Here is a 26,464-nt window from a genome sequence, read left to right as displayed (position 1 = left end):
CCATGTCGCATTTGTTCAGGAACACGATGATGTATGGAACGCCAACTTGGCGGGCCAACAGGATGTGTTCGCGAGTTTGTGGCATAGGACCGTCTGCTGCGGAGCAAACCAGGATCGCGCCGTCCATTTGCGCCGCGCCAGTGATCATGTTTTTAACATAGTCAGCATGGCCTGGGCAGTCAACGTGGGCGTAGTGGCGGCCGGCTGTTTCGTACTCAACGTGGGCTGTATTGATTGTAATACCGCGCGCTTTTTCTTCTGGTGCTGCATCGATCTGGTCGTATGCTTTTGCTTCGCCGCCGAATTTCTTCGACAAGACTGTTGCGATCGCTGCTGTCAGTGTGGTTTTGCCGTGATCAACGTGACCAATTGTGCCTACGTTTACGTGCGGCTTGGTGCGCTCGAACTTACCTTTTGCCATTTTGGACTCCTAACGATTTTGATGAGAATGCTCAGGCACGCGCCCGACAAATCAGACTTGAATACACCAGATAAACCATGGTGCCCTTGACGTGGATTGAACACGTGGCCTCTCCCTTACCAAGGGAGTGCTCTACCACTGAGCTACAAGGGCAGCTTGTTTGCGCAAAAAGCCGCGCAAGTAAAACTGGAGCGGGTGAAGGGAATCGAACCCTCGTCATAAGCTTGGAAGGCTTCAGCTCTACCATTGAGCTACACCCGCAAAGGCCACCACTTCAGCCGCTAATTTCTAAATTCAATTCTTTACCTGTGGTGGAGAGGGCTGGATTCGAACCAGCGTACTCAGAGAGAACAGATTTACAGTCTGTCGCCTTTAACCACTCGGCCACCTCTCCGCAGGGAACCCCGAATTATGGAGATGTCCGACCCAACTGTCAACACCTATTTGAGAATTTGTTCCCATATCGCATCTCAACCCAGGCATTAATTGCTCTTAAGCATATGATTTTATTCATTTTTACCACAAGATACTGAATTGCCATCTTTTTCAAAACAAATGCGTTCGACATGCATCTGAATTCCCTGGGCCATTAATCAGGATCAAATCAGGAAGTTTTTCCCGCTACACGGATGTCGCTGTATCATGCAGACAAATCATTTTGCATATTAACCATGGCGCGCACACAGGCTTCCGACCACCAATTGCAACGCGATGAAATCCTGGAGCAGGCGGCACAGGCTTTCGCCAGCCACAGCTATCCCGGCACCTCCATGAGCCTGCTGGCTCAGGCCTGCGGCACCTCCAAAGCCAGGCTATACCACTATTACGCCAGCAAAGAAGCCATACTTTTTGATTTGCTGGACCGCTATACCAAGGTGCTGATACGTCTGGCTGAAACCCATACCGAGCTGACAGAGCTGATTGCGGCCTTTCTGGCGGAATATGAACATTCACAGACCCGGCATATTGCCCTGCTGAACGATGTGAAGTTTCTGGAAGAACCACAAAGGCTGCTGATACTCGATGCTCAAAGAAGCATCGTGAATCTGTTCGCCAGTGCTATACAGCGCCGCTTTCCGCGACGCACGGATGCACAGAACCGTAGCGCCATCACCATGCTGCTGTTCGGCATGATTAACTGGACCTTTACCTGGCTCAAGCCGCAACAGGAAGGCGACAAGATATCCTATGCGGACTTTGCCGTCCTGGTGACGCGGATTTTCATGCAAGGCATGGAAGGCTTGCCAGAATTGCCATCGACAGATGACCAGGCCGGCCGGCAAATCCAGCCCTCGCCCCGCTGACACGTCCAAGAGTGCGTGCAAAAATACGTGCAAGACAGGTCAGTTTCTTGCATGGGCAAGATGATAATTTTCTATGCCCTCAAATGCCCCCAGCTCGGCGGCCAGCCCACTGATACGGGTAGCCAGCTTGCGGTTGACAGCAACGGCGACGAAGCGCCATTCTATGCGCCCTTCTTTGGCGCTGATGGTCAGGGTACCGACTGCAATTTCATAGCCGCGTGCCAGTGCCAGCCTGCGCAAGGCATCTTCATTGGGTACAAAACCCGGGCGGAATTGCATGGTAATTGACACTGCCGGCCTGGATGGCAACCAGGATTCCAGCTTGTAGACCCAGATCATGCAGGCTGCAGACAGCAGTGCCAGCAAAATGGCTGCAGCATAAAAGCCAACGCCCACCAGCACGCCTATCGCAGACGAGGCCCACAGGGATGCCGCTGTCGTCAGGCCGCTGATGGTAAAGCCCTCTCGCATGATAACGCCTGCACCAAGGAAACCAATGCCGGTCACTACCCCCTGTATGGTGCGTGAAGGGTCGAGATTGACAGGCGACAGCGCCCGTCCGCCGTACCAGAAGTCAGGATAACCAGCAATCACCACCAGCGCTGCCGATGCCATGCAGACCAGGCCATAGGTACGCATGCCGGCTGCACGCCCATGGTAGGAACGCTCATAGCCAACCAGAAAGCCAAGTAACATGGCGCCTGTCAAATTCATGAAAATGATCAGATTGGCATGCAACTCTGACTGAGACCAGAAACGCATGGCATAGCTATAGAATGATTCCATAAATATCGTTTATATGATTAATTAGGCTGCGGTATCCAGTGTAACAGCACCTCGTGATCAACCAGACAAACCATTGCTGCCAGTTCATAAATCCCGACCAGGACAAGCATGATAACAAGACAAGGTTTCGCCGGATTGCGAAATAAGCGCCAAGCTGCGTTATAATACGGCCTCACTTTCATTGGGGAGTAGCCTGCTTCAACTGCGGTTGAAGAAAGCGCATCAACATACTTGGCCGGCTGGCCATGGTGCGTTTAGGCCCGGTAATACGTCGGGTTGGGGCAAGACCTTTGATAGTTGTATTCTGCTGACCAGGGATGGGGCGGGATATGGCTGTCATTGGTTATTAAATTGCCCCGTCCCGCACATCATCATGGAAGCTTTCCTCGTCTCTACCCTGGCCGTCACCATAGGTGAAATTGGCGACAAGACCCAATTGCTGGCTTTATTGCTGGCTGCCCGCTATAAAAAACCCCTGCCTATTGTATTGGGCATACTGGTTGCCACCCTGTTCAATCACACTCTGGCCGGTTTGCTGGGGCAATGGGTGGCCAGCCAGTTTAGCCCTACCCTGTTGCGCTGGTTATTGGGCCTGTCATTCCTGGCGATAGCCGTCTGGACCCTGAAACCAGATGAAATGGAAGATGACGGCATAGGCGACAAGCCTTACGGCATCTTCATGCTGACCTGCATCACTTTTTTCATTGCCGAAATCGGCGACAAGACACAGTTGGCCACGGTCGCACTGGCGGCCAAGTACAGTAACCTGCCGCTGGTGATTGCCGGCACCACGCTCGGTATGCTGATCGCCGATGTACCCGCTGTATTCCTGGGCAAGATTGCCTCACCCAACTTCCCTTTCAAAGTGGTGCGCTGGCTGGCAGCAATTGTGTTTGCCATACTGGGCGTGCTGGTCCTGGCTGGCATAGGCCAGAGCTTTTACTGAACAACGCCACCGCATGCAGGCAAACCCGCTGAAACCTGCCTGCATGCGGTGGAACTTACCATGAACGATAGCATCAAGAATGATAACGATTTACCATAATCCACGCTGCTCCAAATCCCGCGAAACACTGGCTTTGCTGACCACGGTCGCAGAAGAACAGGCACTTGCCATAAACATCATTGATTATCAAAAAACCCCTTTAAATTTTGATGAACTGCAACAAATATTCATCGCGCTGGGTGACAATCATGTGCAGACCATGTTGCGTAATAATGAAGATGAGTATGCAAGCCTGGGGCTGAGAGATGCCGATACGGCAACGGCCTTGCAGGCACTTGTTGCCCATCCGCATTTGCTGCAAAGACCTATCGTTACGTACCAAAATAAAGCGGCTATCGGACGTCCGCCGGAACACGTCCTGTCTCTGTTCAAGAAAGCCTGAGCCGCCATGTCAGAATTTAAACTTGCCGCTGGCAGCCACGTCAAATACGGCTGCATCTCTACTGATCTTTACCCTATCCTGCGCCAGGGCCTGGCGGCCAATATGCCGCGACAAAGCTTCGATCAGGCTACAGAATCTGCAAAGGAAGCGGCACCTGCGCGTGGCATCATGGTGGGCGAACTGATGGCGTATTTTGCTGCCTGCGCCGCATTTTGCAAGGCGACCAGCACACTGCATCAGAACAACGAGCAAGTCATGGGGAGTTTTGTCAATGCCCTGCAAAATCAGCATGGCGAAAAACCGCAGATGCCAGAACTGGAAAACATTGCCGTCACCGCAGGTTTGCCGGTGATACTGGAGATCGAACTGGCTGAGGATTGTGTCATTGAAGCAGACAGCCAGTTTACGGATGTAAGCGAAGCTGAAAAAAGCTGGAAACTCTGGCGTAGTGGTGCGCTGTTGCGTGAAGGCGGCATACCGGCCAGCTGGATCAAGAAATTCTATTTCCCGCGCCTGCTGGATTATCGCGACGCCACCAGTTCAAAGAACCCACGTACGCTGGAACAGACGACAGACTGTGCATTGATGGTGGGTGGCTTGATGCAGGTATGGCATAAAGATACACCAGCGGATTTGCTGCATGCATTTCGCAAGCAATATGGGCGCATCAATTTTTCACAGCACAGTAATTTTGACGATACCGCGCTGGAACGTTTTTTCAACCTGAATTCCATGCTTGATCCTGCCACCCGCCTGTTGAATCAAATGACGATCTGGCAAGATATCGATGCACTGGCAAAAAAACAGCAAATCCCGCTGATGTAAGCTCGCAGTCTTGTCCCTGGCCAGGTTAGCCTGACCAGGGAACAGCTTTCTAGCTTGCAGGACTGCGTTTCACGAAGAACAAGGCAGTACCTATCGCCATCAGGATGCCACCAAAGAAACGGTTCTGGCTTTTCAACCACTTTGGATCACGGAAATAGCGCTGCATGCTGGACGCAGCGTAGGCATAACCATGCATGACCACCAGGTCAATCGCACACATCGTCACGCCGAGTATCAACAGTTGTGGCAACAAGGGAGCGTCATGCGAAATAAACTGCGGCAATACCGCCACCATGAAAATAATCCCTTTTGGATTGGTGGCATTTGTCAGGAAACCTATGAGGAAACGTTTGGACATGGCCGGTGCCTGAGTACCGGTGACGCTTTCGGTATCGGCTTCAGCTTCATTCACAACATCCACCCGTGCCCGCCATTGATTGATGCCGAGGTAAATCAGATACAGCGCACCCACTGTCTTGACGACGCTGAAGGCAACTTCGGAAGCCATCAATATGGAGCCGACACCCGCTCCGGCGATGGCCAGTATCAACAATAAACCGGCTTGCAAACCCATGATGGTGCCAGATGCTTTTTTCACGCCATAATTCAGGCCATGCGACATCGACAGTACCGCCCCCGAGCCGGGTGAAACTGCGATGACGCAGGCAGCAAAAAAGAAGGTGAGCCAGGTAGTGAACTGCATGAAAAGCCTCGCGAAAAATAAACATCAGCCATTGTAACCCGCAGGCCGGGAGCTTGCTTTTCGCCGTCAGACTAACAATGCACTAACCGCGCATCATGGCGGCCAGTAACTGACTCTTGAGTGTCTTGATCAGCGCTGTTTCATCCGGTGGCACGCCTTCGTCCGCATTGACGGCACGGTCTGCATAAAACAGCCCCAGAGGCTTTTTCTGTATCACCAGCGGCAGGATGATAAAACTGCGTGCATCCGGCAACAGCTTGCGATGCCATTCGGGCAGCAAATTCTGTATCTTGGGTACAGAAGCATCGGAAATCATCAAATCGACATTATTCACCATGGCCAGATGAAACAGGTTCTGGTCAGGCTTGCCAGGAAAAGCAAAGCCCTTTTGTCGCTCAAGATAGTTTTCGCCTATCGCCAGGCGTGCGACATAGCGCACGGATTGCAAATCACGCAAACACACTGCAGCAAACCGGAAGCCCATGCTGCTGTACAGGGTTTCCAGCACCAGCAATATCAGGTCATTCAGTTTGAAAGATTCGGAAGCCAGCATCTGGGTTACATCCTGCACCCCTGCCAGCAACAGATCACGTGCCTGCATGGGCTTGCCGCTGGGGTGACGCTGATCATTTTGAATTTCACCGCTGTCATAATCCTGCATCAGCAATTCATTGGGCACCCCATTCGCGTCGACCTCATCGCCGGTATGCATATCAGACATGGCAATGTCCATGCTCTTGGCCAGTTGCCGTGTTTCCAGCTCCACCCTGACCAGCATGTCATCCAGCATGGCCTGATCCAGTTCCAGCGCCTTGCCATAACGCTGCAACAAGGGTCTTGCCTTTTCAGTCATGTTGGCACCACCCGCCGTCATGATGACGGAGGCCAGCGCATCGCTGAAACTGGCGACCTGACGCAGCCATTCGGCACGGGTAGTGACCTTTTTCAGCTCACCGGCAGGTAAAGGCGCCAGCGACTGGATGATGGTGTCGGGGATGTTCCACTCTTGCAGGGCCAGTTCGCCAAAGCGTTCATAACTGCAGCCCAGCAAAACGTCGCTGGCCTCCTGGGAACTGGTCTTGCCGGTTTGCAGCATCGCCTGTATGCGGGTATACAAAGGATGATCAAAAGAAGCCACCAGCACTTTGCCGACGTTTTTGAACAGGGCAGCAACCGCAGCCTCTTCCCCATCCTGAAAACGGCCACGCTGGGCCATTTCACGCCCGACTATGCTGGCGCACAGAGCCTGTATCAACTCACGCCTGACGCTATTGGCATGGCTTTTATCCTTGAAGCAATCGACCAGCAACATCGCCATGGCACTGGTTTTGATGCTGTTGAATCCCAGCAGGAATATAGCCCTTGAAATAGTGGTGACTGGCGCACCGGAACTGGTGCGGTAATGGATGGTGTTCGACAGACGCAGGATTTTCTGCGTCAGGGCCACATCGGCAAGAACGAAATGCGCGAGTTTGGCGACCGGGTCTTCACTGGATGAGGTAATTTCTACCACTTTGGTGATTGACACCCCCAAAGTTGGTAAATTGCTCTCTTCATTGATTTTTACCAGCAGACGGTCGCGTGCAGATTCCGGCGCATGCTCGTCTAGGTGGACAGAAGGTTGAATTGCCATGATCTCCGCAGCTAATATTATTTCAGCGTACATCCCGGTTCAGGAGATGGAGGCCAAATTTGTTTTTATTTGGCCATACGTACGGTAGTAATGCCGTACTTCTTCTGTAATTCATCATAAAGGCCGCGTATCGCTTTCAGACGCGGATTCATGGGGTCCAAGCGGCGTGCAGACTCAATCAGATGACGTGCCTGCTCACCAGTAGCCTGATCCCAGCCCATGTTTTCCAGGCATTTCAGAGCAGCCAGCGCCGCATTCAATACCACCTGAGGGTTGTCCGGCGATTTGCGGGCAGCCGCACTCATGAGTTCAACCGAACCACGGAAATCACCCTGTTTGGCCTTTTGCACACCCAGCGCCACCAGATCCATGACTTCTTTTTGGCTGCGTTGTGCCAGTTCCTTGCCGATGTGACCTTTACCAGCGCTTTCAAACACCCCCAATGCGCGCGACATGACGTTTTGGTCGCTGGCGTTTTTCATCACATCCAGGATGATTTCGGATGCATTGTCTTCCTGATCATTTTCCAGGCAACTTTTTGCCAGGCCCAGCTTGGCATCCGTGGACAGGCCGATGTCTTCACGCGAGGCGACGACCGCAGCCCCCAATTCTTCTGCCAGCCTTGCATCACCGGTTTTGGCATGTACCATGGCAGCAGAAATTGCCCTTACTGCGGCAGTTTTCTTCAGGCCCGACATATTCTTTTCCAGATCGCGGATGACCGATTTGGCCTGCTCAGTATCGCCTTTCTTGACCAGGGCATTGACCAGGTTCATATGGTCTTCGGGGTCGCGGAACTCAGAAAACTTGGCCTTGCTGACGACTTTTTTCAAGACATTTTCAGCCGTTTCTATATCGCCGGTTTCCAGCGCTATCCGACCCAGCTTGCGCAAACGCCTGACCGCATGGGGTGAGACACCGACTGCAATGTCCAGAACTTCCTTCGCTTCAGGCAACTCGCCTGCCATTTCATGGGTTTTGGCCAGCCAGTCATAGGCATCCATGTACTTGCTATTTTCAGCCACCAAGTTTTTCAGTATATCTTCGGCTTCCTGGTATTTACCCTGCATGAACAAGGTCTTTGCCAGACCCAGCCGGGCCCAGGCAACGGCTTTGAGTTCAAATAAATGTTTATACAATTCCTCAGCTTCTGCTGCTTCTCCCTGTATGACATGCAATTCGGCGCGCAGGCGCATGAAGTCAATCGCATATTTGGGATGATCGCGCTCGCCGTGATGGCAAGCCATGATGGCTTCCGGGATAGATCCCTGTTCCATCAGGTTATGCACCTCGACGAAGGCCTTGCGTTTTTCCAGCGCACGGATCACACGCTCAAGCAGCATGTCGGCGGTAAAGGGTTTGAGCAAATAGTCAGAGGGTGCCAGTTCGGCGGCGCTGACGACCTTGGCATAAGAACGCTCTGCCGTCACCATGATGAAAATCGTGGATAAAGGGGCCAGCTTGTGGTGGCGCATGTCTTCCAGCAATTGCTGACCATCCTGGCCAACGCCAAGATCGTACTCGCACAGTATCAGATCAAAGACTTTGGCCTGAATCGCGCGCACTGCCGTACCGGCAGACAAGCCATGTTCTATCTTGGTGATGCCGCACAGATTCAACATATTGTGCAAACTGACCCGCATGCCTGAATGCGGCTCAATGAGCAATGCCCGAATGTCGCTGAGTTCGCTCATTTCAACCTTTAGCGTAATTATTGTTTAATTATTATTTAATTATTATTTATATCGCTGTCAGGCATGCTGCCCCCTCTCCCCCGAGAGTCAGCACGGCCTCAAAATAGAAAAAAGTCTATTTCATTATATTAAAGTGACGGCGCATTCATATGGAAACTTTACCCCCAAGCAGCAACATTGTTGCAAGGCTTTAACATATTTAATAGTTTTGGGGGTGCCAGGCGCGCTTTTGCAACAGCTTTTTATTTGAATATCTTCGCCAGCAGCAAAACCAATAGAGATATCAGGATGGTCGAGGCAAAAGGGAAAGAGAAAGTCCGGCCAAACAGCCGAAAACGCAGATCGCCCGGCAGGCGACCTATGCCGAATTTTTCCAGCCATGGCAATAAGCTGGAAAATACAACGACGACAATGAAGATGGTCACAACCCAGCGCAGCAAAGGAAACTCCAGATCAAATTGGTCTATATGCCAGTGAATAAGTTTTCAAAAAGCTACTAGAACTCATTGTAGCTTCCACGCATCATAAGCGATGGCTGCGATCCAGTCGCAGTAAATTTTCCGGCAGTTCCAGTCGCTGACCCACGATCAACACCTTGAACAACTCACCCATTTCTGCTGGCGACACCAGTTTTTGCAGCGCATTTGCCTGTGGCAGATACTGCATGACCTGGTCTGCCGGGGTACGTGTCAGCAAACCGGCGATGCCGGCGGCCATTAAAAACCCGGCCTGACTGCTGTAGCTCAACAGCTCCAGTCCCTCATCCAGAGCAGCCCTGGCCATGGCAGTAAAATCAACGTGCGCAGTAATGTCCTGCAAGCCGGGCAGGTAAAACGGATCAGGATGAGCATGATGCCGGTAATGGCACATCAGGCTGCCTTGCAGGCGTTGCGGATGATAATACTCTGCCGCCGGAAAACCATAATCAATGAAAATGGCAGCCGTAGTTCCCTGGCTTTTCAGCAGCATCCTGGCAATACTGCGCATGAAACCGCTGGCGACGGCATGCACTTCGGTCAGGTAACCTACCGGCAGCGCATCCGCATCCGGGATTTGTGCAATCTTGTCCGGATGACAAAGCTGCCCGGCAAGTTCCCGGTAAATCAACCTGGGGCTGCTGTCTTCATCAACAACGGCAACACCGACCTCACGCCAGCCATCCGCAGTCTTGATGACCAGGTCAACCGGCATCGCATCCAGCACCTCATTCCCCAGCACCAGGCCAGAAAAAGAATCTGGCATTTCTTGCAACCATGTCACCTGTGGGAAGCTTTTCAACAATTCTTCCTGCCGTGCACGCAGCTCACCAGACAATTCCACGATAAAATAGCGGTCTATCGCTATTCCAGACAATTGACATTCCGACAAAAAATCAAGCGCGAGCTTACCTGTACCAGCACCGAACTCCATGATTTCGGCCCGGGTATGGGTAAAAATGTGGCTCGCCAGTGTAGCCAGCGCAGCACCAAACAAGGATGACATTTCCGGTGCGGTTGTAAAATCACCGTCTTTGCCCAGTTTGGTGGCACCACCGCTGTAATAACCCAGATCCGGCGCATACAGTGCCAGTTCCATGTAACGCGAAAATGGTATCCAGCCCTGATGTTGGCAGATGTCGTCGATAATCAGTTGTTGCAAAGCAGATGAAGCAGCCAGCGCATCATCGCCCGGCACAGGTAGAGATAATTTATGCATAGCCGCATTGTATTAAAAACGCCTTAATCCTTGTTAAGAATTTCCATGAGTAATATAAGCAGCAATAATCACACTGCCCGCACTGCGCTGATCACCGGTGCAGCCAAACGCATAGGGCGGCATATCGCCCTGTACATGGCGCACAGGGGCTGGGATATTGCTGTCCATTATGGCAATTCGGCGGAAGAGGCGCAGACACTGGTCACAGAAATCCAGGCACTGGGTCGTCGTGCCCATGCCTTGCAGGCAGACCTTGCCGATGAAGCGGCGACGCGCGCGCTGTTACCGGCAGCAATCGCTGCAATGGGCAAGATAGACTGCATCGTCAACAATGCCTCGTTATTTGCAGAAGATGATGTCCACAGTTTCAGCCAATTGAGTCTGGACCGGCACATGCACGCGAATCTGGCAGCTCCGGTGATACTGGCGCAGGCGCTGCATACAGCAACTGCAAGCGGCACACAGGCCTGCGTCATCAACCTGCTGGATCAGAAGCTGTATAACCTCAATCCCGATTTCTTGTCTTACACCCTGTCCAAGGCCGCCCTGCAATGCGCGACCACGACGCTGGCGCAAGCGCTGGCACCGACCGTGCGGGTAGTCGGTGTGGCACCTGGCATTACCATGGTATCCGGCCACCAGAGTGCGGCCGATTTCCAGCAGGCGCATCAAGTCACGCCACTGGGTCAGTCAAGCACACCGGAAGATATTGCCCGTACCATCTGTTTTCTGGCGGACAGTCCGGCCATCACCGGTACCACGGTACTGGTGGACGGGGGCCAGCATCTGATTCCCCTGCAGCGCGACGTCATGTTTCTGGCGACTGCCAACAACCCTATTCCAACTTAATCATCAGGACCATTATGTTATCCATCCTGCACCACCCCCAGCTCGCCGATTGCCGTCGCCTGTTTTTGCGCGATTATGAAATTTCCATCAATATCGGTGTGCATGAGTTCGAGAAAAAAGGCGAACAACGTGTGCTCTTCAATGTGGATCTGTATATTCCATTGGCCTTGTCCACACCCAAAAACGACCAGCTGGAAGAAGTTGTAGACTATGATTTCATGCGCTGCACGATTGCTGACCGCATTGCCAAGGGTCATGTACACTTGCAGGAAACCCTGTGTGACGATGTCGCCAGAATCATGCTGGCACACCCACGAGTACGTGCGGTACGCATCTCCACCATGAAACCCGACGTCTATCCTGACTGCGAAGGCGTAGGCGTGGAAGTATTCCAGATCAAAACCGACATTTAAGCCTTAATTTAAAACCTATCATGCAAGCTCTGACTGAAACATTGATGGAAGCCGAGGTGGAAGTAAAAACCACGGCCAAATCGCAAGAAAAAATCACCTACGAAAACAATAAGCTGCACAAACGCTTGTGTCGCCTGGTTGGCCAGGCGATTGGTGATTTCAATATGATAGAAGAAGGCGACAAGGTCATGGTCTGCCTGTCCGGTGGCAAGGATAGCTATGCCCTGCTGGATATCCTGATGACCCTGCGTGAACGTGCGCCTATCAATTTCGATATCGTCGCCGTCAACCTGGATCAGAAGCAACCCAACTTCCCTGATCATATCCTGCCGGCCTATCTGGAAAAACTGGGGATTCCTTACCATATCGAAAATCAGGATACCTATAGCATCGTCAAACGCCTGATACCAGAAGGTAAAACCACCTGCTCGCTGTGTTCACGCCTGCGTCGCGGTATTTTGTACCGCGTGGCGGATGAGCTGGGTGCAACCAAAATTGCCCTCGGCCATCACCGTGACGATATCCTTGAGACTTTTTTCCTGAATATGTTCTTCGGTGGCAAGCTGAAAGGCATGCCGGCCAAGCTGCAATCCGATGACGGCAAACACATCGTCATCCGCCCGCTGGCCTATGTGAAAGAATCTGACACTGAACGCTATGCCGAAGTCAAAAACTTCCCCATCATCCCCTGCGACCTGTGCGGCTCGCAAGAAAACCTGCAACGCAAGCAGATCAAGGGTTTGATGCGTGAATGGGACAAGAAATTCCCTGGCCGCGTGGACAATATTTTTGCATCACTGTCTACCGTCGCCCCTTCCCATCTGATGGACAAGAAACTGTTCAATTTCACTGACCTGAAAATCGATGGCGAAGCGAACCCCAACGGCGATATCGCCTTTGACGATGAGCCTTGTGCGACACCGGCTACCGGTGTGATTTCCCTGCATCTGGATCAGGATTAAACTGCGTCCGGAAAAACAAAGGCAGCTTGCAAGCTGCCTTTGTTCCTATTTTTAGCAGAATCAAGCGATCTGCCGCCCCGCCTTCCACACACCCATTACCACAGGTATGCCCTGCACCACGCGCACACGCAAATAGTCGGCACGCAAGCCCACGGCAATTTCTCCCCTGTCATGCAGACCTATCATGCGGGCCGGATTACGCGTCACGGTTGCCACAGCCTTGGGCAGGCTGAAGCCTTCATCCTGCAACAGGAAAGCCGCATGCAACAGGCTGGCTGGAACATAATCGGACGACAATACATCCAGTAAATCGAGTCTGGCGAGTTCAGCAGCAGATACATTGCCCGAATGCGATCCGCCACGCACCACATTTGGTGCGCCCATGATGATGCCCAGGCCTTGTTCACGCGCAGCCTTGGCAGCAGCCACGGTGGTCGGGAATTCGGAAATCGTCACACCATCGTCGACGCCTTCGGCCACATGCTCTACCGTTGTGTCATCATGGGTCGCCAGAGGCACGGGATTATCCAGAGCGCGACAACTGCTGACTATGCTGCGACGATTGGATGCAGCATAGGCTTGCTGACGAATGAACAGATGTTCAAGCATGGATTCGACCTTATCCTCGCTCCAGCCACGCTTGCCGGATACATAGGTGCGATAATGGCTCAGATCTGTCCATTGCCTTTGGCCAGGAGTATGGTCCATCAGCGAAACCAGTTTCAATCTGTCGTCATTCAGATAAGGGGCAAACATGTCCAGCAGATTTTCTTCTGCCAGTTCCAGACGCATGTGCAGGAAATGATCGGCACGCAAAATACCGGCATCAGCGGCCAGACGCAAGCCTTCAGTACAGGCTTGTAAAGTGTCATTACGCATGCTGTCGGTATCGATATCACCGACTGAAATCGCATCCAGCACCGTGGTAATGCCAGATGCAGCGACCTGGACATCATGCGCAAGAATGGCAGGCAGTGTAGGCCACCTGACCTTGGGTCGGGGCATCAAGTGCTTTTCCAGATTATCGGTATGCAGTTCTACCATGCCGGGCAGCAGATAATCGCCTTCCCAGTCTTCGGTTGCAGTTACAGCAGACATACGGGCGGCTTCTGCCAGATCGCTTATCCTGCCCTGCTCTGTCACCATCATGCCATGCATGATTTCGTCAGCCAGGACGATGTGTGCGTTTTCTATTCTGTTCATATTCTATTCGTCATGCTGCGACCAAAGAAACAGCTTGCGCTGCGGGTATGGAAAAAATCCGGGTCGCCAGGGCCTGGCGCACTGCTTCATCATGGAAAATGCCGACGACAGCTACACCGCGTTCACGCGCTGCATTGATCATGTCTATCACTGTGCCACGATTTGCTTCATCCAGTGAGGCGGTGGGTTCGTCCAGCAATAAAATCGGATAATCACAAATCATGGTGCGCGCAATGTTTACCCGCTGTTGCTCACCGCCAGAAAAAGTGGCTGGCGGGATGTGCCACAAGCGCTTTGGTATGCGCAGGCGCGACAATAATTCTTCCGCCTGTTCATGTGCGACCTGTTTTTCCACGCCGCGATTGATCAGGGGTTCGGCCACCAGATCCAGTGTGGAAATGCGGGGTATTACGCGCAGGAACTGGGTGACAAAACCCAGGGTATGATGCCGCACAGTCAGCACCTGTCTTGCCGGGGCGGACTGCACATCCACCCATGCACCGTCATGCCAGATATTGACCTGGCCGCTGCTGGCGCGATAATTCGCATACAGGCTGCGCAGCAAGGTACTCTTGCCGGCACCGGATGGTGCATGGATCACCACACATTCACCGGCATCCACCTGCATGTCTATGCCGGACAGGATGGACATCTGCTGGCCGCCCTGCAAATGCAGGGTGAAATCCTTGCTCAGGCCATTCACTTCAATTCGTCGTGACATATGCTTTCCTCATGCCTGCAGGACGGAAGAAACCAGTAGCTGGGTGTAGGGATGTTGCGGATCATCAAGCACCTGATCGGTCAGACCCTGTTCCACCACCTGCCCCTGACGCATCACCATCAGGCGGTGGGCCAGCAGGCGTGCCACGGCCAGGTCATGGGTCACGATGACGGCAGCAACCTGCAATTGCGACACCAGTTGCCGTAACAAATCCAGCAGGCGCGCCTGCACGGATACATCCAGGCTGGCGGTCGGTTCATCCATGAAGATCAGACGCGGTTTGGTCACCAGATTGCGGGCAATTTGCAGGCGCTGTTGCATGCCACCAGAAAAATCGCGCGGCAAATCATCAATGCGTGAGACATCGATTTCCACTCTTTGCAGCCAGTCTGTGGCTTCAGCACGTATCTTGCCGTAGTGCCGGGCGCCGACTGCCATCAGGCGTTCACCGACATTCGCACCGGCAGATACTTCGACGCGCAAACCATCTCTGGCGCTCTGGTGCACAAAGCCCCAGTCGGTGCGCGAAAGCAGGCGTCGCCTGGCTTCGCTGATGGAAAACAGTTCAACCACACCTTCATCACGCGTATGAAACAGCACCTGCCCCTGTTCCGGTGCCAGTTGGCCGGCAAGGCAATTCAACAGAGTGGATTTGCCTGAACCTGATTCACCGACTATACCCAGTACTTCACCCGGATACAGGTCCAGACTGACCGGTCCACAAGCCAGTTTGCCCGCATAAAACTTGCTGACATCAATCGCCTGCAACAGTGGACTTCTGTCTTCCATAATGTGCATCATGCCTCTGCCTTGCCCTGGGTTTCACGACGTGTACGGCAATAGTCAGTGTCACTGCATACAAACATGCGCACACCCTGGTCATCGACGATCACTTCATCCAGAAAACTGTCGTCTGCATCACACATAGCGCAACGGTGTTCCCAGCGTTCGATTTCAAAAGGATAATCTTCAAAATCCAGGCTTTTGACATCGGTATACGGCGGTACTGCAAAAATGCGTTTTTCGCGCCCGGCCCCAAACAGTTGCAAGGCCGGATTCTGATGCATTTTTGGATTATCAAATTTAGGAATGGGTGAAGGACGCATCAGATAACGACCATTGACGATGACCGGATAATCGTAGGACGTTTCAATCTTTCCCAAACGGGCGATGTCTTCATACAGCTTGACGCTCATCAGCCCATAATCAGCCATGGCATGATACTTCCGTGTTTCGGTTTCGCTTGGTTCCAGCCAGCGCAGCGGCTCGGGAATCGGCACCTGGTAGACCATGATCTGCCCGGCGGCCAGTGGTGTTTCCGGTATCCGGTGGCGCGTCTGTATGACGCTTGCCTCAGTGGTTTTTTCTGTCGTGGCGACACCCGTGGTGCGCTTGAAGAAGCGGCGGATATTGACGGCATTGGTGGTATCGTCCGAACCCTGGTCGATGACTTTCAACACATCGTCCTGGCCGATGATGGCAGCTGTCACCTGTATGCCACCGGTACCCCAGCCATATGGCAAAGGCATTTCACGGCCCCCGAAAGGCACTTGATAACCCGGTATGGCGACAGCCTTCAGGATGGCGCGGCGTATCATGCGCTTGGTTTGTTCATCCAGGTAGGCAAAGTTATAACCAGCTTCTGCCACATTACGACCTGAGCCTGACTGCGGTGTTGCATGCGCCGGATCGTGTGCGTCCACTTCGCTGGCCTCAGCACTTTGTGAAAATAGGCTAGTCATCATGCGGCTTTCTGACCTGATTTGTTTTCTGGATCATCTGCTGTACTAACTTCATCTTCTATCGTGGGGGCCTGCTCTTGCTGGTTTTTCTGTATTGCTTGCCGCAGGCTGCGCAGCAGATTCAGTTCAGACTGAAAATCCACGTAATGGGGCAATTTCAAATGCTGGACAAAACCGGAAGCTTCTACATTGTCGGCATGGTACAAAACAAATTCCTGCATTTGTGCCGGTGCCGTAATTTCTTCCTTGAGTTCTTCGGCACGCAGTGCGCGATCAACCAGGGCCATCGCCATGGCTTTGCGTTCACCATACCCAAAACTGAGGCCATAGCCGCGTGTGAATCGTGGCGCTTCGGTATGCGAGCCGGCAAACTGGTTCACCATCTGGCATTCGGTAATTTCAATTTCACCGATATCGATGGCAAAACCCAGTTCTTCCGGTATCACCTGCACATCAACAAGGCCGTGGCGTATCTCACCGGCAAACGGATGATTGCGGGCATAGCCGCGCTGGGTGGAATATGCCAGCGCCAGCAAGAAGCCTTCGTCACCACGCGCCAGGCTCTGCAGGCGCAGCGCGCGCGAAGCCGGAAACTGCAAAGGATCACGCGTCAGGTCGGATGGTTCGGGATCGCCGTCAGGCATGTCATCGGCTTCGATCAGGCCTTCCTGATTCAAAAAATCCAGTACACGTGGGCAGGCTTCGGCTTCCGCTTCTGCCTTCGCTTCAGACAAGGCCGTTTCTGTTGCCTGATCTGCCCCAGCCAGGGATTCTGCCACCAGCGAAAAATCCAGCAGACGCTGGGTATAGTCATAAGTAGCCCCCAGTACCTGCCCGCCAGGCACGTCTTTGAAGGTAGCCGAAATACGTCTTTGTATCAGCATGGCCGAGGTATCGACAGGCATGGTTGCCAGCAGGCGCGGCAGGGTGGTGCGGTAGGCACGCAGCAGGAAGATGGCCTCTATCAGATCACCGCTGGCCTGTTTGATGGCTAGCGCGGCCAGATCCTTGTCATACAAAGAGGCTTCTGTCATCACCCTGGCCACCGCCAGCGACATCTGTTCGCGAATCTGGGCGATGCTGAGTTCTGGTACAGCCGTATCACCACGGCGCAATTTTTCCAGTGCTATATAGGACTGGGCAATGGCCTTTTCGCCACCTTTTACTGCGACGTACATGGCATTTCCCCATCGTGAATACGGCTGGTACGCGGCAAACCCAAGACTGCATTGCCACTGCAAAACAGGATATCCACTCCTTGCGGGAAAGAAGCGTGATTCTGGTTCCAGCGGCTGACAAAATCATCCGGCAAACCGCTGACGCGGAAATTGGCGTGGCCTTGTATGCCGGGGCCGGTCAGATAGCGTGCCGGTCCGTTTTCCAGGTCGCTGACCTGTATCAGCAAAGTCGCTGATTTATCCGGATAGCTGGTACTACCCTGGGAATAGCGGTTCAGGTCCAGGTGTTCAGGCACCGTATCCAGCACTGCAAAGTGGGCTTGCGCCGGATCAGCCACCAGCGGCAGACCGCAATGGAAACGCAGATATGACTTTAACGCGTCGGTATCAAATTCCGGTGCCAGCCAGACTGGTGTTTCAAAATCCATCAATACCAGGCAGGCGGCAGCGGTTGCCAGATGCAAGGGTTCGGGGGGCTCGAACCGGATCGTCAGTTGCTGTATGTGGCCTGGTTCTGCCATGGCGGTCAACAGACTGCGAAATGCTGACTGTGCATCATGCACGCTGTCATTCCAGGCTGGCAGCAAGCCCTGGGTTGTTGCTGTATTCATGCATCTTCTCCACGTACCATGGTCATGAATTCGACCTTGCTGGCCTTTGCTTCGGCCACTGCACGGGCGCGCTTTTCTTGCAGCCACTGCTCCAGTGGTGCAATCACATTTGTCTGCACCATAGATCTGGCATCGGTCTGCAACAAGGCATCAAACAGAGCAGCCCATTCAGCATGACGAGGATTACGGCCAGCCACATAGGCAATGCCGGTTTCACCGCTATCCAGGCGCAAGGCACAACGTATCACGGACATTTCACCCAGATTGAACTGGGCACCACTGCCACCAGTTCTGGCCCGCACCATGGCCAGGCCTGCTTCCGGTTTCCTGAGCCATAGATAGGGCGGCAATTCACCAAACTGTGTGACTGCCTGTGCCAGCCTGTCTGTCGGCGCCCTGGCCAGGACAGACATCCAGTGCGCCCTGTCCTGCTGTGTCAGATTGATATGCGGATCAGTTTTCATGGGGACTTATTACATCACCATTAAATGAAGTCTTGATGACATACCCACTATCAAAAAATGTACTTACCAAGGAAAAATCAGCAAGTTTACATTTGTCAATTTCCAGTCACATTTTCTGTTTATGATGAAGTATCAAGATAAAGAAGGCTGACCATGAATGCGCATTTGTCGATACAAGGTGGCAGTTACCTGCACGGTGCAGACAACCAATATGGCTGGAGTGATGCCAGCCTGCATCTGGCCAGCACACAAATTGCCCGCATCGGCACATCCGGCTTTAGCAGCCATGCCGGCTTACCGGTACTGGATGCCAGCGGCCTGCTGATCTTGCCGGGCCTGGTGGATATTCATGGCGATGCCTTTGAGAGACAGTTGCAACCGCGTCCAGCTACCAGCTTTGCCTATGATATTGCGTTTGCAGATACCGACAGGCAATTGATTACCAATGGCATCACCACTGCCTGCCATGGTGTCACCTTTTCGTGGGAAGGTGGTTTGCGTGGCCGCGATGCTGCCATGGCAACACTTGATCAGGTGGCTGCGCAACGCAGTCACGTGCATGCTGATCATCGCATTCATCTGCGTTTTGAAAACCACCATGCAGATGGCCTGCATGATGCGCTGGAATGGATCAACGCCGGCATGGTGGCATTCTTTGCCTTCAATGAGCACCTGCCATCGATTCTGAAAAAATCTGCTTCACCAGAAAAATTGCAGACCTATGCCGAACGCGCGCGCTGTGATGTCCCGGTTTTTCTGGAACGTTTGCACAAGGCGCAATCGCGTTCTACCCGCGTCGTGCAGACCATACAGCAACTGGCAGCGGCCTGTCGGGAACATGGCATACCCATGGCATCGCATGATGATGAATGCAGGCAGGACCGTGAACGTTTCCAGGCACTGGGCGCAGAGATCAGTGAATTTCCGAAAACGGAAGAAGCATTGCAGCTTGCCCATACATTGAATAACCATGTCATCATGGGCGCACCGAATGTCTTGCTGGGTGGCAGCCATTGCGGCGGCCTGTCAGCTACCGAGGCGATCCGCCGTGGCCTGTGCGATATCCTGGCATCTGATTATTATTACCCTGCCCTGCTGCACGCTCCATTCCGTCTTGAGCAGGACGGTGCATGCAGCCTGGAACAGGCATGGCAACTGGTATCGCGCAACCCGGCCAGGGTGCTGGGTCTGCATGAACGCGGTCACATCGCAGAACAGCAACGTGCCGACTTGGTGCTGGTGGAAAGGCAGGCAGATGGCAGCCCACGCCTGATAGCCACCATCGCCGCCGGCAAGCTGGTATTTTGCGCCGAACCACAGCGCCTGTCACATCAGCGTTCGCTGGAACTGGCAGCGTGATGCGCTACGCCCTGTATTTTTGTCCTGCGCCGGACTCTGCCTGGTGGGAAGCCGGTTCACGCTGGCTGGGGCGGGATGCCATGCAGACTGGCCGTATGGCACAAAATCATATCCCGGGCCTGCCTGACATCATGCTGGAAAAGATGACCAGCGCTCCCAGCCGCTACGGCTTTCACGCGACACTGAAAGCGCCTTTCAGCCTGCTGGAAGGTTTTCAGGAAAACGAACTGATTGCCATGGCCAGTGCATTTGCCAAAGTGCAGCACAGCATCAGGCTGGATAAGCTACAGGTCGGCATGATGGGAGATTTTCTGGCCTTGCGTCCATCCGGCAACACGGCAGAAATCAATGCGCTCGCCATGCGTTGTGTCAGTTTTTTTGATGTCTTGCGCAGTGCACCGGATGCTGCCTATCTGGCCAAGCGCCGGCATGCAGGCTTAAGTGCCAGACAGGAAGCCTTGTTGCAGCAATGGGGCTATCCCTATACGGAAGAAGAATACCGTTTCCACATCAGCCTCAGCGACACCCTGGGTGAACTCGATGCCGATGCGCAGTATGCCTTGCGCAAGGCAGCAGAAGAACATTTTGGCCGCCTGCTGGATACACAGCCGCTCACCCTTGATGCATTGACGATATTCAGGGAAGAACATCCGGGTGCGCCGTTGACCTTCTGGCGACGCTTTCCCTTCCAGGCGGTATTTCAGCAAAAAGCCCTGCCACGCACAGGGCAACTGTTTTATGTCGTTGGCCCCTCTGGTGCCGGCAAGGACACGCTGTTGCAATGGGTAAAAAACCAGGCGTCAGCCAGCGCTGATCTGGTGTTTGCCCAAAGGGTGATTACCCGTCCACAGCATGACAGCGAACAACATGAAGCCATGAGCCAGGAAGCCTATTGGCAGGCGGCTGCAGCCGGCCATTTCTGCCTGCAATGGCAGGCCAATGGACTTTGCTATGGCATACGCAGGAATATTGAAGTCCAGCTCAGATGTGGCCAGGATGTCGTGGTCAACGGTTCACGCGAATATCTGCCACAAATCAGGCAGCTTTTTCCTGACGCAAAAATTGTCTGGATAGTGGCGGACCCGGACCTGATCAGGCAAAGGGTAGAAAAACGCCAGCGCGAATCCGGTGCCGCCCTGCTGAACCGGCTGGATCGTGGCAGCAGGTTTGCCATACCTGAAGAAAACGATATCATCCGCATCGACAACAGCGGCTCGATTGAGCTGGCTGGTCAGCAGTTACTCGATATTCTGGTCGCTGGTCACCATAGCTGAGATGACCAGCGCAACTTCAGACTGTTGCCGTTTGAAGCTGGATCACTTGCTGTGGCAAACGAATTTCTTCCATCAGGGCGATGAAATGGTCCAGATCCGGCGTAACGGCATCAATCACTTTGGCCGCATCATCCCATAGCCGCAGGCGCACGGCATCTTCGGCATAAGGCATGTTCATGAACTCCGTTGCCTGCGCAACAGAATAAGGTCCACCCTGCCAGATCAGGCTACGCTGTGACGCTGGTGACAGGCCAGACCAGTACAAGGGATCGGCAGCACACAGATAACGCTTGGCTTCCACATGCAGGCGTATGGGTTCGGTCACGTCTGTATGAAACAGCTCGGATAACAGTTGCGCTGCCATTTCGCCGTGGGGGAAAGTCTCATCCGTTTCATTATCAGCCAGATGGGCGATGTCGTGCAGCAGGGCCGCAACGACCAGTGCATCCGTCGCCCCTTCCCGCTGCGCCTGACTGGCACATTGCAAGGCGTGTTCGAGCTGTGTGATGGCTTCGCCACCATATAATCCGCCGGCACGTTGCTGTAACCAGGTGACCAGAGTGAAAAAATCAACAGGCTGGGCCTGGCGTCGTTTGATATTCATGCGGGCGAATGGAAATTTATGAGGGATTTATGGAAATCTATGGTGAACTTTTAAATGAAAATTTTTCTCAACCGGGATGACACTACGTCGATCAGGCTGACCGTCAATACGATCATCAACAGTACGGCACAGGTTTGTGCATACTGAAAGGCACGGATGACTTCCCATAGAATAACGCCTATGCCACCAGCCCCTACCATGCCAACCACGGTAGCAGAACGCACATTCGATTCAAAACGATACAGGGCAAACGATATCCACAGAGGCATAACTTGGGGCAATACGCCGTACACGATTTCTTCCAGTGCATGAGCACCGGTGGCGCGTATGCCCTCTACCGGTTGCGGATCTATGGCTTCCACCGCTTCGGAAAACAGCTTGGACAAAATACCCGTGGTATGCACAAACAGGGCCAGTACACCAGCAAAAGGACCCAGACCAACGGCCACCACAAACAACATGGCAAACACCATCTCATTGATGGCGCGGGCAGCATCCATCAGACGACGCACCGGCTGGCTGATCCAGGCCGGGGCGATGTTGGAAGAACTCAACAAACCCAGGGGCACGGCACATATGACTGCCAATACCGTACCCCAGACAGCGATTTGCAGGGTTACCAGCAATTCCTGCAGGTAAATACGCCATTCATGAAAATCTGGCGGAAAAAAACTGGCTACATACGTCACCATATTGCCGCTGTCGCGTATCAGTTCCAGCGGCCGCATGTCAGCACCTTCCCAGGACATTGCCAGCAAGGCCAGGACAACGCCCCAGACCAGCAGCTTGACGAAATCCTGTTTGGGTGCTGCCGGTATGGTAGCCGTTGTCTGCGTGCGCATGGATGGTGAGGTAGTCATGCGATCAGGATTTGGCGATGTCGGTCAGCTTGCGATTGATGTCTTCCAGCTTGAGTTTTTTCTCGTCAGCTGTCATGGCAACATCGGCTTCAATCTTGATTTTTTCCTTGAACAGTTCCAACTGGCGCACAGGTTTCAGCTGTGCATTGCTGGACACCTGGAAACCACCCAGTGTCAATTTATTCAACTGTGCTTTCTCACGCGCTGCATCAGGACCGGTTTTGCCATAGCCGACAAAGAAATCCCTGATTTTGGTTTTGACATCTGCCGGCAAATCCTTGCGCCAGACGATAGGATCGGCAGCGATCAACGGTGATTTCCATACCTGACGCAATTGAGCAGCCGTTTCTGGCTGACGCGCGATGATTCTGTCCAGCACATCCGAGCTGTGGACTGCTGCATCGACCTGCTTGTTGGCTACAGCCAGGATATTGGTTTCATGATTGGCGCTGCGCACGGTCTTGAAGGCCGACTTCGGGTTGACATTGTTTTGCGCAAACACATAATAACTGGGCACCAGGAAGCCGGATGTGGAATTGGGATCACCAATACCAAAATTAAGCGCCTTGGCGTTTTTCAATACATCTTCCACCGTTTGATAAGGGCTGTCCTTGTGTACGCTGATCATGCTGTAGTACCCCACGGTCCCATCAGCATTGACCATTTGTGCAAACACTTCAGCGTTGGCGCGGTCTACGGCCTCGATCGCGGATTTGTTACCCAACCAGGCAAACTGCACTTTATTGAACCGCATGCCTTCGATGACACCGGCATAGTCAGGGGCGAAAAAGGCAGTGATCTTGATGCCTAATTTTTTGCTCATATCGTCCAGCACAGGCTGCCAGTCCTGCTTCAGGTTTTGTGAAGATTCAGTCGAAATGATGCCAAAGTTCAAGGTCTTGACGGCATCTTCTGCCATGACGATGGAAGCGGATGCTGCCATGGCCAGGCCTAACGTGAAACTACGCACGAATTTACGAAACATGGAGATACTCCTGATGGGGAAAGAAAACTCAGGCGGCAGCCGCAAGAGTGGGTAGGGAAATTTCTATGCCAGCAGGCACATCGCTGGCGGCCTTCACAGGTGCAGGGCTCAGCAACTCTTCGGCTTCTGCACCATATAAATCACGCAGCATGGGGATGGTGAGTTCACAGGAAGGGCCGTCATAAACGACACGTCCACGTGACAGGGCAACCGTACGCGGACAAAAGCGCAGGGCCACATCCACCTGGTGCAGGGACACCACGACCGTCGTACCATCCTGACGATTCAGGTCAGCCAGGGTCTGCATGACGCGGCGTGCAGATTCCGGATCCAGCGAGGCAATCGGTTCATCGGCCAGTATGACCCTGGCCTGTTGCACTATGGTACGGGCAATCGCTGCGCGTTGTTGCTGACCACCGGACAAGGCGGATGCACGTTTGTAAGCATGTTCCGCGATACCCACCCTTGCCAGCGCAGCCAGACCCAGAGCTTTTTCTTCTTTGGTAAAAATACGGAAACAACTACGCCACAAGGGTATGCGCGCAATGCCGCCTGTCAACACATTGGTCAATACAGGCAAACGCCCGACCAGATTGAATTGCTGGAAGACAAAACCAATTTGCGAACGCAAATGCCGTATCTGCCTGCCTATTACTCCATTCGCCTGCAATACCTGATCACCCAGGCGTATATCATTCTTGTCTGCATTGGCCGTGATGAGGCCAGAGATATGTCGCAATAAAGTCGACTTGCCAGAACCGGAGGCGCCAATCAGCGCCACCATTTCACCCGGCGCAAATGTCAGCGCTATATTGTCGAGCGCCTGATAGCCGCCTTTAAAGGTCTTGGAAATCCCATTGATTTCTATCTTCATCGCATCTGCTCCGGCTGGACAATTAAGCTAATCCACGGGAGTATTGGACAAGAATATGTCAGGCGTATGAAAGCAGGATTACCGGACGATGAAACGGCGACAGTTCTGCGCAAGTCCTGAATAAAAAAACAGCGGCCTTACCTTACGGCAAATCCGCTGCTGAAGGAATCCCGGGTGTGAGCGCAGGAATCGGGGAAATCAACTCTTTCCTGCTCAGGCTTTACGGCCATCCAGGCTCCAGCCACCGCTGCCATGTATCAGGACATACAGCAGGCCGCCAGCCATGGAGATATTTTTCATGAAATGGATCATCTGGTTTTGTGCTGCTTCAGCCGGTACACCCCAGAAATTATGGAAGATGAAAGCCGCTGCCAGCGTGAACAAGATCATCGCCGCCGCTGCCCAGCGTGCACGCCAGCCAACAATGACCATAATGCCGCCACCCAGTTCCACCACGATGGCAGCAATGGCGCCCAAAGCAGGCAAAGGCAGACCCTTGCTGGCGATATAGCCAACGGTCTGTTCAAAACCCGTGATCTTGCCGGCACCGGATGCCACGAAAATCAGGGCGATCAGCACGCGGGCGATGAAGGAACCGAAGACGGGACCGATGGTTTGTATTTGTTTCATTTTGTTTTCCTTACATGTAGAATTTTTATCGATAGGGTCGGAGGTTGGGCCGGGCCTCGCTAGGCTACGGGGTATCAGCCCAACACTCGGCCTCAAAATAAGGTATACGTTTATTAAGCGCACAGTGTTGGGCTGGTAAACCGTAGCCCAACCTACGAAGCTACAGAGCCCCATCCCCATCCCGGCTCGTCCACTGCGCCGCTTGCAAGCGGCTTAGATTCTGTCGGCACAAAGCATGCTTTGTTAAACCCCGACGACATCCCCTTGAAGGGGAAGGAGTATCTGTACTCTTATCAAACAACTTCCGCTAGTTTGCCCTCGCGAAAATCACTGATCGCTTTAAAAATCTCCGCCTGACTATTCATCACAAACGGCCCATACTGAACAATCGTTTCACCCAGGGGCTGACCAGCAATCAGCAAGAAGCGGCTATCGACTTTGGCATCAATCACAACACCATCTGCATCCGGCGATTTTTTCAATATTGCCATGCGCTGCACGGGCACATCGCGCTCAGCTATCTGCACTTCACCTTCATATACATACACAAAAGCATTAAAACTGGCGGGCAGGTTGTGGCTAAAACTGCTACCGGCTGGCATGTGTATATCCAGGTACAAAGGCTGGGTGACTTCACGTTGCACGGCACCTGCCACACCATGGCTGCTGCCAGCAATGATGCGCACTTTGACACCGGCTGCCGTCAGCAATTCAGGGATGGTGCCGCTCTGGATGTCGCGGTACCAGGGCGCTATCATCTTGTCTTTCGCTGGCAGGTTCAGCCATAACTGAAAGCCTGCCATGCGGCCTTCTTCCTGTTCCGGCATTTCTGAATGAATCACACCACGACCGGCCGTCATCCATTGCACGCCACCGTTTTGCAACAGGCCTTCATTACCGGCACTGTCGCGGTGACGCATACGGCCAGCCAGCATATAGGTGATGGTTTCAAAACCCCGGTGCGGATGGCTGGGGAAACCGGCGATGTAGTCGCCTGCCTCATCACTGCCGAACGCATCCAGCATGAGGAAGGGGTCCAGCCGGTATTGCAGTGGCTGCGTCAATACCCGTGTCAGCTTGACACCGGCACCATCTGAAGTAGGCTGCCCTGCGACCAGTTGCTCCACCACGCGTGAATGTGTAACGTTTTCCGCTTGTTGAACTGCTGTATTGCTTGCAACTACATCTGTCGTTTCCATGATCCATCGTCCTTGTAAGTAGGACTTACGCAAAACTGCCCCAAAGCGTTGCAGCTCCCGCATTTAGCAAGATTCGGTACTAAAGTA

At 53.3% G+C, this 26,464-nt stretch carries 29 protein-coding genes, 3 tRNA genes and 1 riboswitch; of the genes, 9 read left to right on the top strand and 23 right to left on the bottom strand.

Going from position 1 to position 26,464, the window contains the following annotated elements; all coding sequences use genetic code 11:
* The 4 genes from H8L32_RS06235 to H8L32_RS06220 all read right to left on the bottom strand — a co-directional run.
* Positions 1 to 421 (bottom strand): GTP-binding protein (locus tag H8L32_RS06235; RefSeq protein WP_186946277.1); only part of this gene is annotated, 421 nt, incomplete at its 3' end.
* Positions 422 to 499: 78 nt separating this feature from the next.
* Positions 500 to 574, bottom strand: a tRNA-Thr gene (locus tag H8L32_RS06230).
* 34 nt (positions 575 to 608) lie between these two features.
* A tRNA-Gly gene (locus tag H8L32_RS06225) sits at positions 609 to 682 on the bottom strand.
* Positions 683 to 730: 48 nt separating this feature from the next.
* Positions 731 to 815, bottom strand: a tRNA-Tyr gene (locus tag H8L32_RS06220).
* A 277-nt stretch (positions 816 to 1,092) separates the two neighbouring features.
* Between H8L32_RS06220 and H8L32_RS06215 the strand changes: the two genes are divergently transcribed.
* A complete protein-coding gene (locus H8L32_RS06215) occupies positions 1,093 to 1,725 on the top strand; it encodes a TetR/AcrR family transcriptional regulator (protein WP_186946276.1) in 633 nt (210 codons plus the stop codon).
* Positions 1,726 to 1,764: 39 nt separating this feature from the next.
* Here the strand turns inward: H8L32_RS06215 and H8L32_RS06210 are convergent, their stop codons facing one another.
* Positions 1,765 to 2,511: an MgtC/SapB family protein gene (locus H8L32_RS06210; RefSeq protein ID WP_186946275.1), complete on the bottom strand. Its 747-nt coding sequence runs from the start codon at positions 2,509 to 2,511 to the stop codon at positions 1,765 to 1,767.
* Positions 2,512 to 2,682: 171 nt separating this feature from the next.
* Positions 2,683 to 2,789, top strand: a riboswitch (yybP-ykoY riboswitch).
* 95 nt (positions 2,790 to 2,884) lie between these two features.
* On the opposite strand from H8L32_RS06210, the gene H8L32_RS06205 reads away from it, so the two are divergent.
* The 3 genes from H8L32_RS06205 to H8L32_RS06195 all read left to right on the top strand — a co-directional run bounded on the left by H8L32_RS06205 (position 2,885) and on the right by H8L32_RS06195 (position 4,724).
* A complete protein-coding gene (locus H8L32_RS06205; protein ID WP_186946274.1) occupies positions 2,885 to 3,457 on the top strand; it encodes a TMEM165/GDT1 family protein in 573 nt (190 codons plus the stop codon).
* 79 nt (positions 3,458 to 3,536) lie between these two features.
* A complete protein-coding gene (arsC, locus tag H8L32_RS06200) occupies positions 3,537 to 3,899 on the top strand; it encodes an arsenate reductase (glutaredoxin) (RefSeq protein WP_186946273.1) in 363 nt (120 codons plus the stop codon).
* Between the two features lie 6 nt (positions 3,900 to 3,905).
* Complete coding sequence (locus H8L32_RS06195; RefSeq protein ID WP_186946272.1) at positions 3,906 to 4,724, top strand: hypothetical protein; 819 nt, start codon at positions 3,906 to 3,908, stop codon at positions 4,722 to 4,724.
* A gap of 49 nt (positions 4,725 to 4,773) precedes the next feature.
* Here the strand turns inward: H8L32_RS06195 and H8L32_RS06190 are convergent, their stop codons facing one another.
* From H8L32_RS06190 to H8L32_RS06170, 5 genes are all read right to left on the bottom strand, one after another.
* Positions 4,774 to 5,427 carry a LysE family transporter gene (locus tag H8L32_RS06190; RefSeq protein WP_186946271.1) on the bottom strand — a complete coding sequence of 218 codons (654 nt, stop codon included), beginning with the start codon at positions 5,425 to 5,427 and terminating at the stop codon, positions 4,774 to 4,776.
* A gap of 82 nt (positions 5,428 to 5,509) precedes the next feature.
* Positions 5,510 to 7,060, bottom strand: a complete 1,551-nt coding sequence (locus H8L32_RS06185) for an HDOD domain-containing protein (RefSeq protein ID WP_186946270.1) — start codon at positions 7,058 to 7,060, stop codon at positions 5,510 to 5,512.
* 65 nt (positions 7,061 to 7,125) lie between these two features.
* A complete protein-coding gene (locus tag H8L32_RS06180; RefSeq protein WP_186946269.1) occupies positions 7,126 to 8,754 on the bottom strand; it encodes a tetratricopeptide repeat-containing response regulator in 1,629 nt (542 codons plus the stop codon).
* 242 nt (positions 8,755 to 8,996) lie between these two features.
* Complete coding sequence (locus H8L32_RS06175; protein ID WP_186946268.1) at positions 8,997 to 9,194, bottom strand: DUF2905 domain-containing protein; 198 nt, start codon at positions 9,192 to 9,194, stop codon at positions 8,997 to 8,999.
* Positions 9,195 to 9,276: 82 nt separating this feature from the next.
* A complete protein-coding gene (locus tag H8L32_RS06170) occupies positions 9,277 to 10,449 on the bottom strand; it encodes a class I SAM-dependent methyltransferase (RefSeq protein ID WP_186946267.1) in 1,173 nt (390 codons plus the stop codon).
* 45 nt (positions 10,450 to 10,494) lie between these two features.
* Here H8L32_RS06170 and H8L32_RS06165 point away from each other — a divergent pair, with 45 nt between their 5' ends.
* The 3 genes from H8L32_RS06165 to ttcA are packed head-to-tail and all read left to right on the top strand — an operon-like array spanning position 10,495 to position 12,673.
* A complete protein-coding gene (locus H8L32_RS06165; protein ID WP_186946266.1) occupies positions 10,495 to 11,298 on the top strand; it encodes an SDR family oxidoreductase in 804 nt (267 codons plus the stop codon).
* 14 nt (positions 11,299 to 11,312) lie between these two features.
* Positions 11,313 to 11,711, top strand: a complete 399-nt coding sequence (locus H8L32_RS06160) for a dihydroneopterin aldolase (RefSeq protein WP_186946265.1) — start codon at positions 11,313 to 11,315, stop codon at positions 11,709 to 11,711.
* A gap of 20 nt (positions 11,712 to 11,731) precedes the next feature.
* The gene (gene ttcA / locus H8L32_RS06155; protein WP_408058816.1) at positions 11,732 to 12,673 is read left to right on the top strand and encodes a tRNA 2-thiocytidine(32) synthetase TtcA; all 942 of its coding nucleotides are present in this window, start codon (positions 11,732 to 11,734) and stop codon (positions 12,671 to 12,673) included.
* Between the two features lie 60 nt (positions 12,674 to 12,733).
* On the opposite strand, the gene H8L32_RS06150 is transcribed toward ttcA, so the two are convergent.
* From H8L32_RS06150 to phnG, 7 genes are read right to left on the bottom strand one after another with little or no spacing between them, the layout of a single operon-like run.
* The gene (locus H8L32_RS06150; RefSeq protein ID WP_186946264.1) at positions 12,734 to 13,876 is read right to left on the bottom strand and encodes an alpha-D-ribose 1-methylphosphonate 5-triphosphate diphosphatase; all 1,143 of its coding nucleotides are present in this window, start codon (positions 13,874 to 13,876) and stop codon (positions 12,734 to 12,736) included.
* Positions 13,877 to 13,886: 10 nt separating this feature from the next.
* A complete protein-coding gene (gene phnL / locus H8L32_RS06145; RefSeq protein WP_186946263.1) occupies positions 13,887 to 14,597 on the bottom strand; it encodes a phosphonate C-P lyase system protein PhnL in 711 nt (236 codons plus the stop codon).
* Positions 14,598 to 14,606: 9 nt separating this feature from the next.
* Positions 14,607 to 15,395: a phosphonate C-P lyase system protein PhnK gene (gene phnK / locus H8L32_RS06140; RefSeq protein WP_186946328.1), complete on the bottom strand. Its 789-nt coding sequence runs from the start codon at positions 15,393 to 15,395 to the stop codon at positions 14,607 to 14,609.
* Positions 15,395 to 16,339 (bottom strand): alpha-D-ribose 1-methylphosphonate 5-phosphate C-P-lyase PhnJ, encoded by a 945-nt coding sequence (locus H8L32_RS06135; protein WP_222619219.1) that lies wholly within the window; start codon positions 16,337 to 16,339, stop codon positions 15,395 to 15,397. The genes phnK and H8L32_RS06135 overlap by 1 nt, the downstream gene beginning before the upstream one ends.
* Positions 16,339 to 17,517 (bottom strand): carbon-phosphorus lyase complex subunit PhnI, encoded by a 1,179-nt coding sequence (locus H8L32_RS06130; protein WP_186946262.1) that lies wholly within the window; start codon positions 17,515 to 17,517, stop codon positions 16,339 to 16,341. Before H8L32_RS06130 ends, H8L32_RS06135 begins: the two co-directional genes overlap by 1 nt.
* Positions 17,502 to 18,128, bottom strand: a complete 627-nt coding sequence (gene phnH / locus H8L32_RS06125) for a phosphonate C-P lyase system protein PhnH (protein WP_186946261.1) — start codon at positions 18,126 to 18,128, stop codon at positions 17,502 to 17,504. The genes H8L32_RS06130 and phnH overlap by 16 nt, the downstream gene beginning before the upstream one ends.
* A complete protein-coding gene (gene phnG / locus H8L32_RS06120; protein ID WP_186946260.1) occupies positions 18,125 to 18,592 on the bottom strand; it encodes a phosphonate C-P lyase system protein PhnG in 468 nt (155 codons plus the stop codon). Before phnG ends, phnH begins: the two co-directional genes overlap by 4 nt.
* Before the next feature lie 153 nt (positions 18,593 to 18,745).
* Here phnG and H8L32_RS06115 point away from each other — a divergent pair, with 153 nt between their 5' ends.
* The gene (locus tag H8L32_RS06115; protein WP_186946259.1) at positions 18,746 to 19,951 is read left to right on the top strand and encodes an alpha-D-ribose 1-methylphosphonate 5-triphosphate diphosphatase; all 1,206 of its coding nucleotides are present in this window, start codon (positions 18,746 to 18,748) and stop codon (positions 19,949 to 19,951) included.
* Positions 19,951 to 21,225 (top strand): phosphonate metabolism protein/1,5-bisphosphokinase (PRPP-forming) PhnN, encoded by a 1,275-nt coding sequence (gene phnN, locus H8L32_RS06110; RefSeq protein ID WP_230412087.1) that lies wholly within the window; start codon positions 19,951 to 19,953, stop codon positions 21,223 to 21,225. The genes H8L32_RS06115 and phnN overlap by 1 nt, the downstream gene beginning before the upstream one ends.
* A 16-nt stretch (positions 21,226 to 21,241) precedes the next feature.
* Here phnN and H8L32_RS06105 read toward each other — a convergent pair whose 3' ends face one another.
* The 6 genes from H8L32_RS06105 to H8L32_RS06080 form a co-directional block, all read right to left on the bottom strand.
* On the bottom strand, positions 21,242 to 21,829 hold the full coding sequence (locus H8L32_RS06105) for an HD domain-containing protein (RefSeq protein ID WP_186946257.1): 588 nt from the start codon (positions 21,827 to 21,829) through the stop codon (positions 21,242 to 21,244).
* 50 nt (positions 21,830 to 21,879) lie between these two features.
* Complete coding sequence (gene phnE / locus H8L32_RS06100; RefSeq protein WP_186946256.1) at positions 21,880 to 22,689, bottom strand: phosphonate ABC transporter, permease protein PhnE; 810 nt, start codon at positions 22,687 to 22,689, stop codon at positions 21,880 to 21,882.
* A gap of 4 nt (positions 22,690 to 22,693) precedes the next feature.
* Positions 22,694 to 23,674: a phosphonate ABC transporter substrate-binding protein gene (phnD, locus tag H8L32_RS06095; protein WP_186946255.1), complete on the bottom strand. Its 981-nt coding sequence runs from the start codon at positions 23,672 to 23,674 to the stop codon at positions 22,694 to 22,696.
* A gap of 28 nt (positions 23,675 to 23,702) precedes the next feature.
* Complete coding sequence (gene phnC / locus H8L32_RS06090) at positions 23,703 to 24,548, bottom strand: phosphonate ABC transporter ATP-binding protein (protein WP_186946254.1); 846 nt, start codon at positions 24,546 to 24,548, stop codon at positions 23,703 to 23,705.
* A gap of 213 nt (positions 24,549 to 24,761) precedes the next feature.
* Positions 24,762 to 25,178 (bottom strand): DoxX family protein, encoded by a 417-nt coding sequence (locus H8L32_RS06085; RefSeq protein ID WP_186946253.1) that lies wholly within the window; start codon positions 25,176 to 25,178, stop codon positions 24,762 to 24,764.
* Between the two features lie 293 nt (positions 25,179 to 25,471).
* Positions 25,472 to 26,377 carry a pirin family protein gene (locus tag H8L32_RS06080; RefSeq protein WP_186946252.1) on the bottom strand — a complete coding sequence of 302 codons (906 nt, stop codon included), beginning with the start codon at positions 26,375 to 26,377 and terminating at the stop codon, positions 25,472 to 25,474.
* Positions 26,378 to 26,464 lie beyond the last annotated feature (87 nt).

This window comes from Undibacterium hunanense, assembly GCF_014284335.1.
GTDB lineage: Bacteria > Pseudomonadota > Gammaproteobacteria > Burkholderiales > Burkholderiaceae_D > Undibacterium > Undibacterium hunanense.
This window is presented reverse-complemented; position numbering and strand designations above follow the sequence as displayed.